Raw genomic sequence first — 14,610 nt, 5'->3', positions numbered from 1 at the left:
CCCCCCCGCTCCCCCATCTTCCCTTTAGAACCCATCGCAAATACAGAATTCCTAGTTATGACTTGTGTATCCAGACTTCCTGGTAGAATTTTTAAGGTTTCTCATACTTTGGTCAATGGGATCGAATCGCGCAAGGATTGCAATAGACGCTATGGGTGGGGATCACGCCCCCGCTGAAATTGTTGCGGGAGCGCTGAAGGCACAGGAAAAATTAGGGGTGGAAATTTTGCTCGTGGGCGACCCAGAGCAAATCGAAGCCTCGCTCAAGCAACATCATGCCTCACCTCACCCAGAAATCGTTCCCTCTGAGGGGACGGTAGAAATGCACGAAGAGCCTTTAAGCGCCTTAAAACGCAAACCCAAGGCTTCAATTAACGTGGCAATGGACTTAGTAAAACAGCAACGAGCCGACGCTGTGGTGTCAGCCGGTCACTCAGGAGCCGCGATGGCCGCAGCCCTGCTGCGGTTGGGCCGACTCCCTGGCATTGACCGCCCTGCGATCGGCGCTGTTTTGCCCACAATGGTATCCAGCAGACCGGTACTCATCCTCGATGTCGGTGCTAATGTAGACTGTCGCCCTAAGTATTTAGAGCAGTTTGCCGTCATGGGAACGATTTACAGCCAGTACGTACTCGGAGTTACCGAGCCCAAAGTCGGACTTCTCAACATTGGGGAAGAACCTTCTAAAGGAAACGACCAGGCGGTACGCACCCACCAGATGTTAGTTGATAATCCTCAGATTCCTTTTATTGGAAATGCTGAAGGTCGTGACGTACTTTCTGGTAACTTTGATGTGATCGTTTGCGATGGGTTTGTGGGTAATGTCTTATTGAAGTTTGCAGAGGCAGTAGGCGAAATTGTCCTGCAAATGTTTAAAGAGGAATTGTCCTCTGGGATCGAAAACAAAATTGCTGCCAAGATGTTGCAACCAAGTCTGAAGCGGTTTAAGCAGCGGGTAGACCACGTTGAACATGGAGGTGGTTTGCTTTTGGGTGTGGCTGGAGTTTGCATTATCAGTCATGGCTCATCTCAAGCAAATTCCATCAGCAATGCCATTCGTCTGGCAAAAGAAGCGATTGATAACCAAGTGCTAGAGCGCATTCAGTCGCAATATCAGAAAAGCGGTCAGGAACAAGAAGCTAGAAGTTAGAGGAAGTTTGCAGGAATTAAAAATTGAAAAGGTAAAATCAAAAAGCTGTATTACTTATTATTAATAGTAGTTTCAGCTAATCAAAGCAACCTTTTTAATTTTTAATTTTTAATTTCTCCAACTGGTAGCTAATTATTGGGAGAGGAAAGTTGCAGCAATCAGGGATAGGTATTGCCTTGACAGGGAGCGGCTCTTGTACGCCGCAAGTTACCCTAGATAATGATGGACTCAGTCAGATCGTGGAAACATCTGACGAGTGGATTAGTTCGAGAACGGGGATTCGCCAAAGACGACTGGCGGATGCTGAGACTTCTGTGTGCGCGATCGCAGTCGAGGCATCCAAACAGGCGATCGAAATGGCACAAATAGCACCAACAGATATCGACTTGATTATTTTAGCCACCTCAAGTGCTGACGATTTATTCGGCACTGCTAGCCAAATTCAAGTTCAGTTAGGCGCAACCAAAGCTGTAGCTTTTGATTTGACAGCCGCTTGTTCTGGCTTTGTTTTCGGGTTAGTAACCGCCGCGCAATTCATTCGCACTGGGGCGTATCAAAATGTCTTATTAATTGGCGCTGATATTCTCTCCCGCTGGGTAAATTGGTCAGATCGAGGCACTTGTGTTTTATTTGGCGATGGTGCGGGTGCAGTCATAATGCAAGCCAACGATCGCGATCGCCTTTTAGGATTTGAAATTCGCAGCGATGGCACCCAAAATGCCTGTCTCAACCTAGCTTACCGCCCCCAACCCAAAGAATTAGTTCCAGGCGTTACCATCGGTCAAGGCGCTTATCAACCTATCACCATGAACGGTCAAGAAGTCTATCGCTTTGCCGTCAAAAAAGTCCCCGAAGTTATTGAAAAAGCCCTCTTCCGCTCAAACATCAGTGTAGAGGAAATTGACTGGCTCCTGCTACACCAAGCTAATCAACGAATTCTCGACGCAGTAGCTCAGAGGTTAAAAATCCCCCCACAAAAAGTAATCAGCAATCTCGCTAATTACGGCAACACCTCAGCAGCTTCAATTCCCTTAGCTTTAGATGAAGCTTTGCGACAAGGTAAAATTAAACCAGGCGACGCGATCGCCGCTGCTGGTTTTGGTGCAGGATTGACCTGGGGAGCAGCAATTTTTCAATGGGGGCGTTAAACGGCTAACAGTCAGTTATTACAAAAGGGAGATCGGAACTAATGAAAGAAAATTACATAAAAAGAAAACGGATTTAACAACTATAACGAATTTGACAAATTACCAGTTAACAGTTAACAGTTAACAGTTAACAATTACCAATTACCAATTACCAATTACCAATTAGCAAAAAAATGACTAAAACAGCATGGGTATTTCCCGGTCAAGGTTCTCAGGCAGTTGGAATGGGTGTAGATTTGTTAGAACTGCCAGGAGCAAAAGCCAAATTTAGCCTCGCAGAACAGATTTTAGGATGGTCTGTCCCCCAACTCTGCCAAGGTGATGAAGAGAAACTTTCTCGCACCCTTTATACTCAACCTTGCCTTTACGTTGTCGAAAGTATTTTAGCAGACTTAATGCGTCAAAAAGGCCATTACCCCGCTGTAGTTGCAGGTCACAGTCTAGGAGAATACACCGCTCTTTATGCCGCAGGTGTATTTGACTTTGAGACAGGATTGCGCCTAGTTAAACGTCGCTCCGAACTCATGGAAAGCGCCTCCGGCGGTCAAATGGTAGCCTTAATGGGATTTGACCGTCAACAACTTGAATTACAAATTCAATATAGCCAAGACGTAGTGTTAGCAAATGACAACAGCGACGGACAAGTAGTAATTTCTGGAAAACCTGCGGCAGTTGAGGGACTTTTAGCAAAGATAAAGGTAAAACGCGCCGTTAAATTAAACGTTTCAGGCGCATTTCACTCACCTTTGATGGCATCAGCAGCGGCAGAATTTCAACAAGTTTTAAAGTCTACAAGATTTTCAGATGCCAAAGTATTTGTACTCTCAAATGCTGAACCAGCACCGACTACAAATGCAGCTACTTTGAAGCAGCGTTTAACTCAACAGATGACCAAGGGTGTGCGGTGGCGCGAAATCTGTTTGCAATTACCCCAAGAGGGTGTTGAAAAAGTGATAGAAATCGGCCCCGGCAAAGTGCTGACAGGTTTAATTAAACGCAATTCTCCTGATTTAGAGTTAGAAAATGTCAGCACTGCCGCTCAAGTACCGAATTAATTTTTAGTTAACTATCCTTTAACCTTTTGTCGGGTGGGCGCTCATAATTATTCGTAATAATACTTACGGATTTAAATCAGAGCGCCCACCTTACTTTCTACATTGCTACCTTCCAAAATCCTGTAGTACACTGGGTGTAAAAATAAAATTCACCAAGCCCTTATGAAAAAAGTAATTTACTGGTTGATGGGCGAAAAGGCAGGCAGAGCAATAGTCGGTACTTGGAATTGGCTGTGGGGAATACCAGTGGAATCTGGAGGCCAGGTAGCAGTAGAGGTAGCCGAGCAATCTCTACGCTCAATGCAGGAATCAGTGCAAAAACTGGCAGCAGCAGTCGCTACTCAAGTCGCAGCTTACCAGAGGGCCAAGCAGAAATATGAAGCAAAAATTAAGGACTTACAGACTTTCGAGCGCCAAGCAATGACGGCTCAACGCAACGGTAACGAAGATGCGGCGCGTTTGGCAATGTCGAAGGTAATTCAAATCGAGCAAATTTTGCCGCAGTTAGAAGAACAGGTAAAACAGGCCGAAAATTACGTGAATGCTTCCAAAGACAAATTAAACCGCGAACGGCAAAAGCTGGAAGCTTACAAAATGGATATGCAGAATATGAAAGATATGGCTGAAATTAACGCAGCTTTGGGACAAATTGCTAAGGTTAACAATGACCTTAGCATCGATTCTGCCCGCTCCCAATTCGAGCAAGCTAAAAGTGCTGTCCAGCGTCGCAATCTCAAAGAACACGCCTTCGCAGAACTATCAGAAAATCCCCAAGAAAAGCTCCAGGCAGATTTAGAAAAAATGACCGCAGACGACGAAGTTTCCCGCCGCCTGCAAATGTTGGATAGCACTAAAAAACAACTTCCCGAATAAGGAGAATTTATGGCGAAAAGTAGCGGCCCTCCTCCAATTGTTTTTATTCTCATCTTTCTAGCTCTTGCGGCTGCTGGTTATTGGTTCTTCTTAAGACAGCCAGCAGTAGAGACGAATCCCAGTGCTAATATAACTGGAACTACTCCACCACCACCGCCACCGCCGCCACCTACTGCACCAATAGCAGGCGGGTCACAACCTTCTATTGCCTTTGCCGTTCCTGCTTCTGTACCTGCGGGCACTGCGTTGAAGATTGATGGTTCTACTAGCATGGTAACAATTAATCAAAACCTCAAGAATGGCTTTCAGGTGAAGTTTCCGGGGACTAATGTTAATACTAGCGCTAGTGGTTCTAATAAGGGAATTGCTGATGTAGCGGCTGGGAAGGCTGATATAGCAGCCTTATCCCGACCTTTGACATCTCAAGAACAGAGTCAGGGTTTAGTTGCAGTCACAATTGCAGCGGATCAAATTGCTGTAGTTGTTGGTAAGAATAATCCGTTTACTGGTGGGTTAACGTCTGCTCAAGTTCAGGGAATTTTTACCGGAAAAATTAATAATTGGTCTAGCGTTGGAGGTGCAGCCATTCCCATTCAGGTAGTTAATCGACCGCCTGTTAGTGGTACTCATCAATCCTTTAAGGAACTGGTGCTCAAAGGTAGTGAATTTGGCACTACTCCTAATATTAAGACTATGCCATCGGATACTACAACTTTGCTGTTGCGAGAGTTAGGAAATAATGGAATTGCTTATGCTACCTATGCTCAAGTTGCTAATCAGCAAACTGTTCGGGTTATACCTATTGATGGTGTAGCTCCTGGTACTGCTAATTATCCCTTTCAGCGACAGTTATTTTATGTTTACAAGAATCCTCCTAATCCAGCGGTTCAAGCCTTTTTAGGTTATGCGACTTCTCCTGAAGGTAGACAGGCAATGTTGGCGGTAAATTGATTCACGATTTATGAGTTAACGGATGCGTTTCACCTGGGATGAAAATAAGCGACAATTAAATTTGGGCAAACACGGATTTGATTTTGTGGATGCTTCCCAGGTCTTCGAGGGTGCAACATTCACGTTTGAAGATAATCGTTATACTTATGGGGAGCAGCGATTCATTACACTGGGACTGTTAGGCGGGCGTGTGGTGGTGCTTGCCCATACGGAAGTTGGGGATGAAATTCGTGTCATTTCAATGAGGGAGGGAACTAAACGTGAGCAAATCATTTTCTTCCAAAGCCTCTCAAACTAATTGGGAGCGAATTGATACTATCCAAGATGAGGATATTGACCTTTCTGACATCCCAGAAGTGACGGAAGAACAGATGAGGAATGCGGTACTACGGGTTGGCGGAAAACCTGTTGAACGAGGTCAGCGGCGGGTAGATATTCTCCTAGATGCTTTCATCGTGGAATACTTCGAGGGAAAGGCAGGTAAGCAGGGATATCAAGCGCTGATTAATCAGGCGTTGGCAGAGTATATTCATAACCATGACCCTTGAGAATCTTTTGAACTAGGAGTAATAAATTTAGCCGTAAATTGCCTAGTAATCATTGTATTCCCAGTCAAATCTGTGGAATGTTAGTTTAACCTGGTAGGCTAATATAAGCTGTTATTTAAAGATGGTGTTTGGTGAGTAAAAGCCGCGAACCGATTGAGAGTTTAATGCTCTACCACTTGTTCAAGTGGTCAGTTGTTAGTCCCATGCTGCACGTTTATTTTCGGGGTCGCATCTATGGTGCTGAAAATGTGCCTCAGCAGGGGCCGCTGGTGGTAGTCAGCAATCATGCTAGTGACTTTGACCCCCCGATTCTCTCTTCTTGCATGAAGCGGCCTGTGGCTTTTATGGCGAAGGAGGAGTTATTTGAGATTCCAATTTTGAAAAAAGCTATTTTACTATATGGTGCTTATCCTGTCAAGAGGGGAATGGCAGATCGCAGTGCTATTCGCTCGGCTTTGAGCTATTTAGAGCAGGGATGGGCGACAGGAGTATTTTTGCAAGGAACTCGGACTGCTGATGGTAGGATTACGGAACCGAAGCTGGGGGCGGCTTTGATTGCGGCTAAGGCGAAGGTTCCGCTGTTGCCGGTATCTTTATGGGGTACGAGCGAAATTAGCCGTAAGGGTTCTCCTGTGCCGCGCTCTGTGCCTCTGACGGTGCGGATTGGTGAGGTAATTGATGCGCCTGGTTCTAGCGATCGCGAAGAATTAGAAGCTATTACCCAAAGATGTGCTACCGAGATCAATGCTATGCACGATTTAGGGAGATAATTGGTAATTGGTAATTGGTAATTGGTAATTGGTAATGGCTAATTGCTAATTGGTAATTGCTAATCACTATGATTTATGAAGACAGCAAACAACTAACAACTAACAACCAACAACTAACAACCAACAACCAACAACCAACAACTAACAACTAACAACTAACAACTAACGAATAATGGAAAATTTGAACACACAGTTAGCAGACAATTTGGATGAGGCAAATTGGGAGTGGCTGATGCCTCACGTTGAGCGCGATGTTTTGGTGATCGTTGTACCTGAATTAGATTTGCTGGAAGTTGGAGAAGCGATCGCTTCTGATAATGTAAATTTTGTGCAGCGTTGGATTAGCGAACAACAGATGACTAAACCATCACCGGAGCAGATAGCTGAATGGAATGAAAACCGGGCTAAAAAATTCAATGCTTTGATTGTATCCCCTTATGTGTTAATTCAAGAACAAACCAATTAGCGATTAGCCATTAGCCATTAGCCATTACCAATTACCAATTACCAATTACCGATTACCGATTACCAATTTTTAATTGCCCAAGGCTAGCTCCTGTATAACCAGTAGTTAACCAAACAATAGCTCTAACACCATCTCTAACTACTTTTTCAATTGGTTCTGGGGCTCGTCCAGAGGGAACGGGGATCGCCTTAAAACTAATACCTCTACTACCTAAAACTATCTCCCCAATAATCCGAGCTCGCCTCATGTGGTCGTCAGAAGTAATCAAATAAACACTTTGAATGCCTTGAGCTTTTAACTCATCCACTAGGGTTGTAAAATTAGTCACCGTATCCACAGCTCGGTAATCTAGATGTAAACGCTCTGGATCGATCCCGGCCTCCGCAAATACCCATTCTGCATATTCTGGATTGCTCCCAGAAGATACCCAGATAGGCAATTGAGGATGTTCGCGGGCAAATTTGGCTGCAAACACCTCTCGCTCCGCAGCGCCCCCTAGTACAAATAAAGCCTGGGGTTGCTCCCAATAACTTTTGATTTGATTAAACCCAAACCAACACACAATCAAAAGCACCATCAGAAACCAACTTTTACTAGAAGTTTTAGAACTTCGATAACGTCGCCTGCTTAAACCAATATTCAACCGCATTATATGTACAAAAACTCTGGCTAGCTGACAGAGGAGCCTTGATATAACATCCGACAGGCATACCCTACCAACAGGAATCAAAAATTAAAAATGAAGGGTATTCATTTTTAATTTTTAATTTTTAATTCTTAATTATTTAACGGGACTGGCCGGATTTGAACCGGCGACCTAGCGCTTCAGATTTGTGTGAGTTTCCCCACTCTCTGGACTATTCCTTCACCGTAGACTTGTAGCCTTTAGGTGGTGGCCGTATGTTTAAGGAGATTTGTTTAAGCTCCTTAAAGCCAGTCTCTGCACCTTCTTTACCCGTTGTTGGGTAAAGCTTGGCTCAAGATTACCATATCTGCTGTCAGACTTAGGCTTCCTTGAGTTTGACCACATTCACTCCCGGAGTTTCCTCGCAGGGTGCCCGATTTTTCAGGAGGCGCTTGCTCTATCCATCTGAGCCACAGCCCCAAATACGAAATCGTTATGATGATAGCATTGCTAACTCGATATTTACGTATTTACGATCGCAATTTTTTCAGGATTGAGACAAAATTGTTCGTAACGCCGCCCTTGCTAGGGGAAGAAGGGGCTAGGGGCTAGGGGCTAGGGGCTAGGGGAAGGGGCTAGGGGCTAGGGGCTAGGGGCTAGGGAAGAAGGGAATATAGGGAATATAGGGAATATAGGGAATAAGGGAATAAGGGAATAAGGGAATAAGGGAATAAGGGAATAAGGGAATAGAATCAGCGGGTTCCAGCAATCGTAGGCGTAGCCAGCCGGAGGCATCGTGTCTTAATTGCCTTGGTGAATGCTATAATTACTCCCTCTGGGCGGCGTTACGGTTGATATGCGATCGCTAATTTCTCAATTTCTACTGGTGTCAACTGCTTAACATTGCTGAAAACCATTGCTGCACCTGCATTTATCAAAGTAGTAGTGTAGGATTCGCGGCGTTCTTGAGTCTGCTGAACGTGAGGGGGCAAAATTCCTACGCCAACCCAAACCCTAGACGGCTGAAGTTTTCGGGCTTTTTCAACTGTGTACATATCAGCAACGGTGTCACCGACATAAATCACTGGGGTAGATTCATCTATTCCCTGCTGACTTTGCAGTTGCTCAACTGTTGCGAATAGTCCAGTCGGGTCTGGTTTGCCGGGTGCATCTTCCATCGCCACAAGCACTGGTGAGGTTAAGCCGAGTTTACCTTGTAAGACATAAAGGGCTTCATCTCGCATCGCGCCGCTGAAAAATCCCCAAGCGATCGCCCCTTGAGTTAGACTTTCCAGGTAGGCTGGCTGTAGCAGCAAAGGTTCAGAACAGATATAACCCGTCCAGTTTTCGGGGTTTGTCCCTCGGTAGCGACTTTGGAAAAAGGCGATTAAGGCATCTCGGTCTAAATCAAGGTGCGATCGCAACTGACTTTTACTCTCGAAGTAGCGGTAAACTAACTCTTGGGAAGCATCCCAGTCGTTATTCCACAGACCCTCAGACTTGAGGCTGTCGATATCCTCAGAAGTGGGACGATAGGCGGATGAGGTGAAATGCTCAACTGTATCTGCGATCGCGCGTCGATACGATCCCCCCACGTCACGCACTACTCCATCAATATCAAACACAACAATAACTTTTTGATTTGGCATCGATCCTTAAGCTCTGATAAAATTTAAATTTTGCATCTCTAATCTGCTAAAATTGTGGTACAATTAGCGATTGTATTAATTTTTTAACATGGCTAAGTCTACCCCGGAAGTTGGTTTGTCCAAGTTCATCTTAAAGGTTCTCTGGTTAGAAGAGAACGTGGCACTCGCCGTTGACCAAGTTGTAGGCAAAGGTACTAGCCCTTTGACAGCTTACTTTTTCTGGCCCCGCAAAGATGCCTGGGAAGAGCTAAAAAACGAACTAGAAGCCAAACACTGGATCGCCGACAACGATCGCGTAGAAATCCTCAATAAAGCTACAGAAGTCATCAACTACTGGCAAGAAGAAGGCAGACGGCGGCCAATGGCAGAAGCTCAAGGAAGATTTCCCGAAGTGACTTTTACAGGCAGTAACTAAGTGGTTAACTGTTAACTGTTAACTGTTAACCGTTAACCGTTAACTGTTAACTCTTAACTCTAAGGATTTTATGAGTAATAACGGCACAGTCGAAAGCAATATTAACTCTCGGAGAAACTGTATCGATCGGCTCAAAAACTGTAAGTTTTATGGGCAGTGAAAATACAATTGACAACAGCGAATACTTGCCGCTGATAACTAATTCCGATGTCCTAAAACAGGCTATCCTCTACAAAGTTAATACTCGCGTTATTGCTCGTGGCGAGGTAATTTTCCCTTGCATACCGGGGATGCTTGAGGATTATCTTAAGTGGATAGACCAATTATTTCACGCTCTCGGTCGCCCACTGCCTCCAGAAAAACAAACAGAATTGCGCCAGCTTATAGCAAGTAAATTAGCTACTGGGTTTAGCGTTTCCACTGCTTCCATGCTAATTCTCCAATACGAGTCAGTTCAGCCTCCTCAAACTGGTTTAGCTTGTAAATTAGTAATTGCTAGCTCCACAATGGGAGACCAGTATAAGACATGGGTAGAGACGAGAGAACCACCTCTTTTTGGCTCTCATCCAGATGCTAAATTGATGGCAATTGCTGCTAAATTAGGCGATCCTCGTAAAGTAAGGATTTTGGATGTAGGAGCAGGAACAGGGCGTAATACACTGCCCTTAGCGAGACTGGGCCACCCTGTGGATGCGATCGAGTTAACTGCGGGTTTTGTCGAACAGTTGCGAGTTGCAGTCGAGTCAGAAAAGTTGCCTGTGAATGTGACTTTGGGGGACGTGCTCGATCCGTTAGTGCGGATGCGTCCGGCTAATTACCAAATTGCGATCGCGGCTGAACTAATTTCTCATTTTCGAGAATCCGATCAAGTCCGGCTATTTCTCGCTAAAATGTGCGATTTTCTATGTTCTGGCGGCTTATTGCTATTTAGTGTCTTTTTAACCGCCGATGGGTACGAACCCGATTCCCTAGTGCGAGAAGTGGCGCAAATGTCATGGTCTACCCTCTTTACCCCCAAAGAATTAGCAGCAGCAATGGAAGGACTGCCGCTAGTACAAATCTCCAATGAGTTAGTGTTTGAATACGAACGCCACAACTTGCCATCAGGGGCGTGGCCTCCTACGCCCTGGTTTTCTAGTTGGGCAACTGGCAGAGATGTATTTCCAATGGCAAATGCCCGTCCGCCAATGGAATTACGCTGGATTTTGTGTCGGCGGCTTTAAAAAGTTTTGAGTTTTGAGTTTTGACTTAGGTAATACTTTAAAACGATAGCCATGATTAACACTGTGAAAACTTCCTACACTAATGAATAGATCAAAGTTAGGAGTTTTGAGTTTTGAGTTTTGACTTAGGTAATACTTGGAAACGATGGCCATGATTAACACTGTGAAAACTTCCTACACTAACGAACAGATTGCGGTTTGGCTGCGCGGCTTACTAACCATTGCTTGGGCTGATGGTAATTTTGATGAGGGAGAACAAGATTTGATTGCTTCCTTAACTCAAGCTGAATTTGCAGACGAGGCATCAGTTGATGCGATTTTTGAACCCATATCGCCACAGGAATTAGTGGCTGTTTTAGGGCAAGACAGGGTGACTGCTGAGAATTTCTTGAGGACAGCAGTAATGGTGGCTCTAGCAGACGGTATATATTCTTTCTGCGAAGATGAATTGCTGCATGAGCTTTGCGATGCTTTTGGGGTGAAGGTGGATGCGATCGCAGCTTTGCGACACACTATAGAGGATACGAATAATGCTGCTGCATCAGAGGAAGAGCGTGCATTTAAGGCGGCACGCGATCGCAGCCCCCACAGAGATGTCTTGCAACCTGTTAGAGTATGGCTGGATGGCTGGGAAATCCACGATCCCAGTTTGGCTCATTTTGTCTGCAAAATGATTCCGCCCCAGTGCCCTTTTGAGCGAGACATCACTCTATTTGGCCGCAAGCTAGTTCACATTCCCCCAATGTGTAAACTAAATCCTCTCTACGATCAATTAGTAGGTTTGCGCTTCCGAGCTCTCTCTTATTTGGCAGATGACTGTAAGGAGGATATTTCGGAATACTGCTAATTGGTAATTGGTAATTGGTAATTGGTAATTGGTAATAAATCGCTCGGCGGTTTAAACCGCTACTATACAAACAAAGTCCGCCTGCGCGGACTAGGAAATAAGGGGGATATTTAAGCCAGATTTGCGATCGGGAGAAGGAAGAAGGCAGCTATGCTAAAGATAAAAAGTAGAAAAATTCAGAGTAAATTTGTCAATATTACGAATACCTCGGTCAGCATGAGTTTTTCTTCCTACCTAAATTCTTTTTCATAAATTCTTCCCAATCTTTTAGATAACTAAATCCTTGTTCCTTCTTATCAAAGATGGGTTTCACTTACACTTCAACATCCTAACTTTTACTCCCAATCACCAATTACCCATTACCCATTACCCATTACCTATTACCTATTACCCATTACCTATTACCAGTTAACAGTTAACAGTTAACAGTTAACAATTACCAATTACCAATTACCAAATTATGCAATTCATAGATCAGGCAGAAATTCAAGTCGTAGCTGGCAAAGGCGGCGACGGCATGGTAGCATTTCGGCGGGAGAAATACGTCCCAGCCGGCGGGCCTTCCGGCGGCAATGGTGGCAAAGGCGGTTCTGTAAATATGGTAGCAGTAGAACGCCTACAAACACTCCTAGATTTTAGATACGCCCGCATTTTTAAAGGAGAAGATGGCAAACGCGGCGGGCCAAAAAATATGACAGGAGCTCAGGGAAGCGAACGCACTATTGAGGTTCCTTGTGGCACAGTTGTATATGATGCGGAAACTAACGAACTTCTGGGAGATTTAATTAAACCTGGTCAAACTCTTTGTGTTGCTCAAGGAGGTAAAGGTGGATTGGGAAATAAATGTTTTTTGACCAATTCTAACCGCGCTCCCGATTATGCTATGCCGGGAAAAGATGGTGAAGTACGGATGTTACGGCTAGAGTTAAAACTATTAGCTGAAGTGGGAATTATTGGTTTACCAAATGCGGGAAAATCTACGCTAATTTCTGCTTTATCTGCTGCCAGACCAAAAATAGCAGATTACCCATTTACAACTTTAGTACCGAATTTAGGAGTAGTAAGAAAGCCAACTGGTGACGGCACAGTTTTTGCTGATATTCCAGGGTTAATTGAGGGAGCACACGCGGGTGCAGGTCTTGGCCATGACTTTTTACGCCATATTGAACGCACTCGTTTATTGCTGCATTTGATTGATATTACTGATGAAAATCCGGTTGCCAATTATCTAACTATTCAGGAAGAATTAAAGGCTTACGGGCGAGGTTTGGCGGATAGACAACTAATTTTAGCAGTCAATAAAGTGGATGCGATTGATACTGAAAGTGAGGAAATTCATAGTCTAATTAGCAGACTAGGTGAACTAGCAAAAGCTCCAGTTTTATTGATTTCTGCTGTTAGCCGCGTTGGTTTAGAAGAGTTAATGCAAGAAGTATGGGGTAAACTTGATGAGATGAATGAGAAGGAACGCGAAGAACGCCAGTCTGCGGAGTTAGTAATTCCCCTAAAATAGATTAAGAATTACACAAAAAGAACTTGTTTTTGTCGTGTAATGAAGCAATCCCAAAACCTTGTTACATCGTTACAATACCTAAGTCCTGTAGATTAAAAGGATTAAGCGTGTCAGGTATAAAGTCTCAAGTAAAAATGCCTTTACTAGATGCCTTACGAGATTGTACAAATAAGTCCAATGCACCATTTTATGCACCTGGACATAAGCTGGGGGTAGGCATATCAAAACCCCTTTCGGACTTGTTAGGAATAGCGGTATTTAGAGCAGATTTGCCGGAGTTACCAGAGTTAGATAACCTATTTGCTCCCGAAGGTGTAATTTTAGAAGCGCAACAGTTAGCTGCTGAGGCATTTGGTGCAGAATTTACTTGGTTTTTAACCAACGGTTCAACTTGCGGAATAGTAGCTGCAATTTTGGCTACTTGCAGTCAGGGAGACAAGATTATTTTACCTCGAAATATCCATCAATCGGCTATTTCAGGTTTAATTCTTTCTGGTGCAATTCCAATTTTTGTTAATCCTGAATATGATGCTAATTGGGATATAGCTAACTGTATTACACCGAAAAATTTAGCAATTGCTTTAGAACAACATCCCGATGCTAAAGCGGTGATGGTAGTTTATCCAACTTATCACGGCGTATGTGGAAATTTAGAGGAGATCGCGCAACTTACACATCAATATCATATTCCTTTATTAGTAGATGAAGCGCACGGCGCACATTTTAATTTTCATCCAGATTTACCAAGAACTGCCTTAAGTTGTGGTGCAGATTTAACGGTACAATCTACTCATAAAGTTCTGGGTGCGATGACTCAGGCTTCTATGTTGCACGTTCAGGGAAATTATATTAATATCTCTAGACTAAATAGAGCCTTACAATTGGTTCAATCTACCAGTCCTAGTTATCTACTTTTAGCATCTTTAGATGCAGCTCGTCAGCAAATGGCACTGCATGGAGAAGAGTTAATGACGCGAACTTTAATGTTAGCTGAGACAGCGCGATCGCGCCTTAGTGAAATTCCAGGATTATCAGTTTTAGAACTTTTAAATACTCCTGGTTTTGTTAGCTTAGATTCAACTAGATTAACTGTTAAAATCTCAGATTTAGGATTGAGTGGCTTTGCAGTTGATGAAATTCTCAATGAAGAATTAGGTGTGACTGCTGAATTACCAATGTTAAAGCATTTAACATTTATTATCAGTCTGGGAAATACAGAGTCAGATATCGATCGTTTAATTGAAGCTTTTATGACTATTTCCCACCGAAATTTAAGCAGGAAAAATGTAAAAAGAAACGACAATCAACTAGAAAAATCTCCCCATCTCCCCCTCTCCCCATCTCCTCCTCTTTCCCTAGTCCCTAGCCCCTAGCCCC

The 14,610-nt window shown here is 44.0% G+C and carries 16 protein-coding genes; 14 read left to right on the top strand and 2 right to left on the bottom strand.

Features of this window, described 5'->3' with window-relative positions:
- Positions 1–115 precede the first annotated feature (115 nt).
- From plsX to OSCI_RS20140, 9 genes are all read left to right on the top strand, one after another.
- Positions 116–1,150, top strand: coding sequence for a phosphate acyltransferase PlsX (gene plsX / locus OSCI_RS20180; protein ID WP_007356972.1), 1,035 nt, complete (start codon positions 116–118; stop codon positions 1,148–1,150).
- Positions 1,151–1,299: 149 nt separating this feature from the next.
- Entirely contained in the window at positions 1,300–2,298 is a 999-nt protein-coding gene (locus OSCI_RS20175; protein ID WP_007356971.1) for a beta-ketoacyl-ACP synthase 3, read from the top strand.
- Between the two features lie 173 nt (positions 2,299–2,471).
- Positions 2,472–3,353 (top strand): ACP S-malonyltransferase, encoded by an 882-nt coding sequence (gene fabD, locus OSCI_RS20170; RefSeq protein WP_007356970.1) that lies wholly within the window; start codon positions 2,472–2,474, stop codon positions 3,351–3,353.
- Positions 3,354–3,515: 162 nt separating this feature from the next.
- The gene (locus tag OSCI_RS20165) at positions 3,516–4,226 is read left to right on the top strand and encodes a PspA/IM30 family protein (protein ID WP_007356969.1); all 711 of its coding nucleotides are present in this window, start codon (positions 3,516–3,518) and stop codon (positions 4,224–4,226) included.
- 9 nt (positions 4,227–4,235) lie between these two features.
- Positions 4,236–5,177 carry a phosphate ABC transporter substrate-binding protein gene (locus tag OSCI_RS20160; protein WP_007356967.1) on the top strand — a complete coding sequence of 314 codons (942 nt, stop codon included), beginning with the start codon at positions 4,236–4,238 and terminating at the stop codon, positions 5,175–5,177.
- Positions 5,178–5,199: 22 nt separating this feature from the next.
- Positions 5,200–5,475 (top strand): BrnT family toxin, encoded by a 276-nt coding sequence (locus tag OSCI_RS20155; protein WP_007356966.1) that lies wholly within the window; start codon positions 5,200–5,202, stop codon positions 5,473–5,475.
- Positions 5,438–5,725 carry a BrnA antitoxin family protein gene (locus OSCI_RS20150; protein ID WP_007356965.1) on the top strand — a complete coding sequence of 96 codons (288 nt, stop codon included), beginning with the start codon at positions 5,438–5,440 and terminating at the stop codon, positions 5,723–5,725. The genes OSCI_RS20155 and OSCI_RS20150 overlap by 38 nt, the downstream gene beginning before the upstream one ends.
- A 131-nt stretch (positions 5,726–5,856) precedes the next feature.
- Complete coding sequence (locus tag OSCI_RS20145; RefSeq protein WP_007356964.1) at positions 5,857–6,495, top strand: lysophospholipid acyltransferase family protein; 639 nt, start codon at positions 5,857–5,859, stop codon at positions 6,493–6,495.
- Between the two features lie 172 nt (positions 6,496–6,667).
- Entirely contained in the window at positions 6,668–6,961 is a 294-nt protein-coding gene (locus OSCI_RS20140; RefSeq protein ID WP_007356963.1) for a DUF2288 domain-containing protein, read from the top strand.
- A gap of 52 nt (positions 6,962–7,013) precedes the next feature.
- Here the strand turns inward: OSCI_RS20140 and OSCI_RS20135 are convergent, their stop codons facing one another.
- Both OSCI_RS20135 and OSCI_RS20130 read right to left on the bottom strand, forming a co-directional pair.
- On the bottom strand, positions 7,014–7,610 hold the full coding sequence (locus OSCI_RS20135) for a YdcF family protein (RefSeq protein ID WP_007356962.1): 597 nt from the start codon (positions 7,608–7,610) through the stop codon (positions 7,014–7,016).
- A gap of 821 nt (positions 7,611–8,431) precedes the next feature.
- Positions 8,432–9,235 (bottom strand): TIGR01548 family HAD-type hydrolase, encoded by an 804-nt coding sequence (locus OSCI_RS20130; protein WP_007356959.1) that lies wholly within the window; start codon positions 9,233–9,235, stop codon positions 8,432–8,434.
- An 88-nt stretch (positions 9,236–9,323) separates the two neighbouring features.
- Between OSCI_RS20130 and OSCI_RS20125 the strand changes: the two genes are divergently transcribed.
- The 5 genes from OSCI_RS20125 (at position 9,324) to OSCI_RS20105 (ending at position 14,606) form a co-directional block, all read left to right on the top strand.
- Positions 9,324–9,650, top strand: coding sequence for a 30S ribosomal protein PSRP-3 (locus OSCI_RS20125; RefSeq protein ID WP_007356958.1), 327 nt, complete (start codon positions 9,324–9,326; stop codon positions 9,648–9,650).
- Between the two features lie 149 nt (positions 9,651–9,799).
- Positions 9,800–10,873, top strand: a complete 1,074-nt coding sequence (locus OSCI_RS20120; protein WP_007356957.1) for a class I SAM-dependent methyltransferase — start codon at positions 9,800–9,802, stop codon at positions 10,871–10,873.
- A gap of 145 nt (positions 10,874–11,018) precedes the next feature.
- Complete coding sequence (locus tag OSCI_RS20115; protein ID WP_007356956.1) at positions 11,019–11,720, top strand: Mo-dependent nitrogenase C-terminal domain-containing protein; 702 nt, start codon at positions 11,019–11,021, stop codon at positions 11,718–11,720.
- Between the two features lie 460 nt (positions 11,721–12,180).
- Positions 12,181–13,233 carry a GTPase ObgE gene (obgE, locus tag OSCI_RS20110; protein WP_007356955.1) on the top strand — a complete coding sequence of 351 codons (1,053 nt, stop codon included), beginning with the start codon at positions 12,181–12,183 and terminating at the stop codon, positions 13,231–13,233.
- 134 nt (positions 13,234–13,367) lie between these two features.
- Positions 13,368–14,606: an aminotransferase class I/II-fold pyridoxal phosphate-dependent enzyme gene (locus tag OSCI_RS20105; RefSeq protein WP_234708782.1), complete on the top strand. Its 1,239-nt coding sequence runs from the start codon at positions 13,368–13,370 to the stop codon at positions 14,604–14,606.
- The last annotated feature ends 4 nt before the right edge of the window (positions 14,607–14,610 follow it).

Source organism: Kamptonema sp. PCC 6506 (genome assembly GCF_000180455.1).
GTDB lineage: Bacteria > Cyanobacteriota > Cyanobacteriia > Cyanobacteriales > Microcoleaceae > Kamptonema > Kamptonema formosum.
The sequence above is the reverse complement of the archived record's forward strand: the minus strand, read 5'-3'. Positions and strand labels throughout refer to the sequence as shown.

What these genes read in the sequence shown, in the direction of transcription:
- plsX (WP_007356972.1), top strand. Translation starts at nt 116, where the DNA reads ATGGGATCGAATCGCGCAAGGATTGCAATAGACGCTATGGGTGGGGAT.
- fabD (WP_007356970.1), top strand. Translation starts at nt 2,472, where the DNA reads ATGACTAAAACAGCATGGGTATTTCCCGGTCAAGGTTCTCAGGCAGTT.
- OSCI_RS20165 (WP_007356969.1), top strand. Translation starts at nt 3,516, where the DNA reads ATGAAAAAAGTAATTTACTGGTTGATGGGCGAAAAGGCAGGCAGAGCA.
- OSCI_RS20160 (WP_007356967.1), top strand. Translation starts at nt 4,236, where the DNA reads ATGGCGAAAAGTAGCGGCCCTCCTCCAATTGTTTTTATTCTCATCTTT.
- OSCI_RS20155 (WP_007356966.1), top strand. Translation starts at nt 5,200, where the DNA reads ATGCGTTTCACCTGGGATGAAAATAAGCGACAATTAAATTTGGGCAAA.
- OSCI_RS20140 (WP_007356963.1), top strand. Translation starts at nt 6,668, where the DNA reads ATGGAAAATTTGAACACACAGTTAGCAGACAATTTGGATGAGGCAAAT.
- OSCI_RS20135 (WP_007356962.1), bottom strand. Translation starts at nt 7,610, where the DNA reads ATGCGGTTGAATATTGGTTTAAGCAGGCGACGTTATCGAAGTTCTAAA.
- OSCI_RS20130 (WP_007356959.1), bottom strand. Translation starts at nt 9,235, where the DNA reads ATGCCAAATCAAAAAGTTATTGTTGTGTTTGATATTGATGGAGTAGTG.
- OSCI_RS20125 (WP_007356958.1), top strand. Translation starts at nt 9,324, where the DNA reads ATGGCTAAGTCTACCCCGGAAGTTGGTTTGTCCAAGTTCATCTTAAAG.
- OSCI_RS20120 (WP_007356957.1), top strand. Translation starts at nt 9,800, where the DNA reads ATGGGCAGTGAAAATACAATTGACAACAGCGAATACTTGCCGCTGATA.
- OSCI_RS20115 (WP_007356956.1), top strand. Translation starts at nt 11,019, where the DNA reads ATGGCCATGATTAACACTGTGAAAACTTCCTACACTAACGAACAGATT.
- obgE (WP_007356955.1), top strand. Translation starts at nt 12,181, where the DNA reads ATGCAATTCATAGATCAGGCAGAAATTCAAGTCGTAGCTGGCAAAGGC.
- OSCI_RS20105 (WP_234708782.1), top strand. Translation starts at nt 13,368, where the DNA reads ATGCCTTTACTAGATGCCTTACGAGATTGTACAAATAAGTCCAATGCA.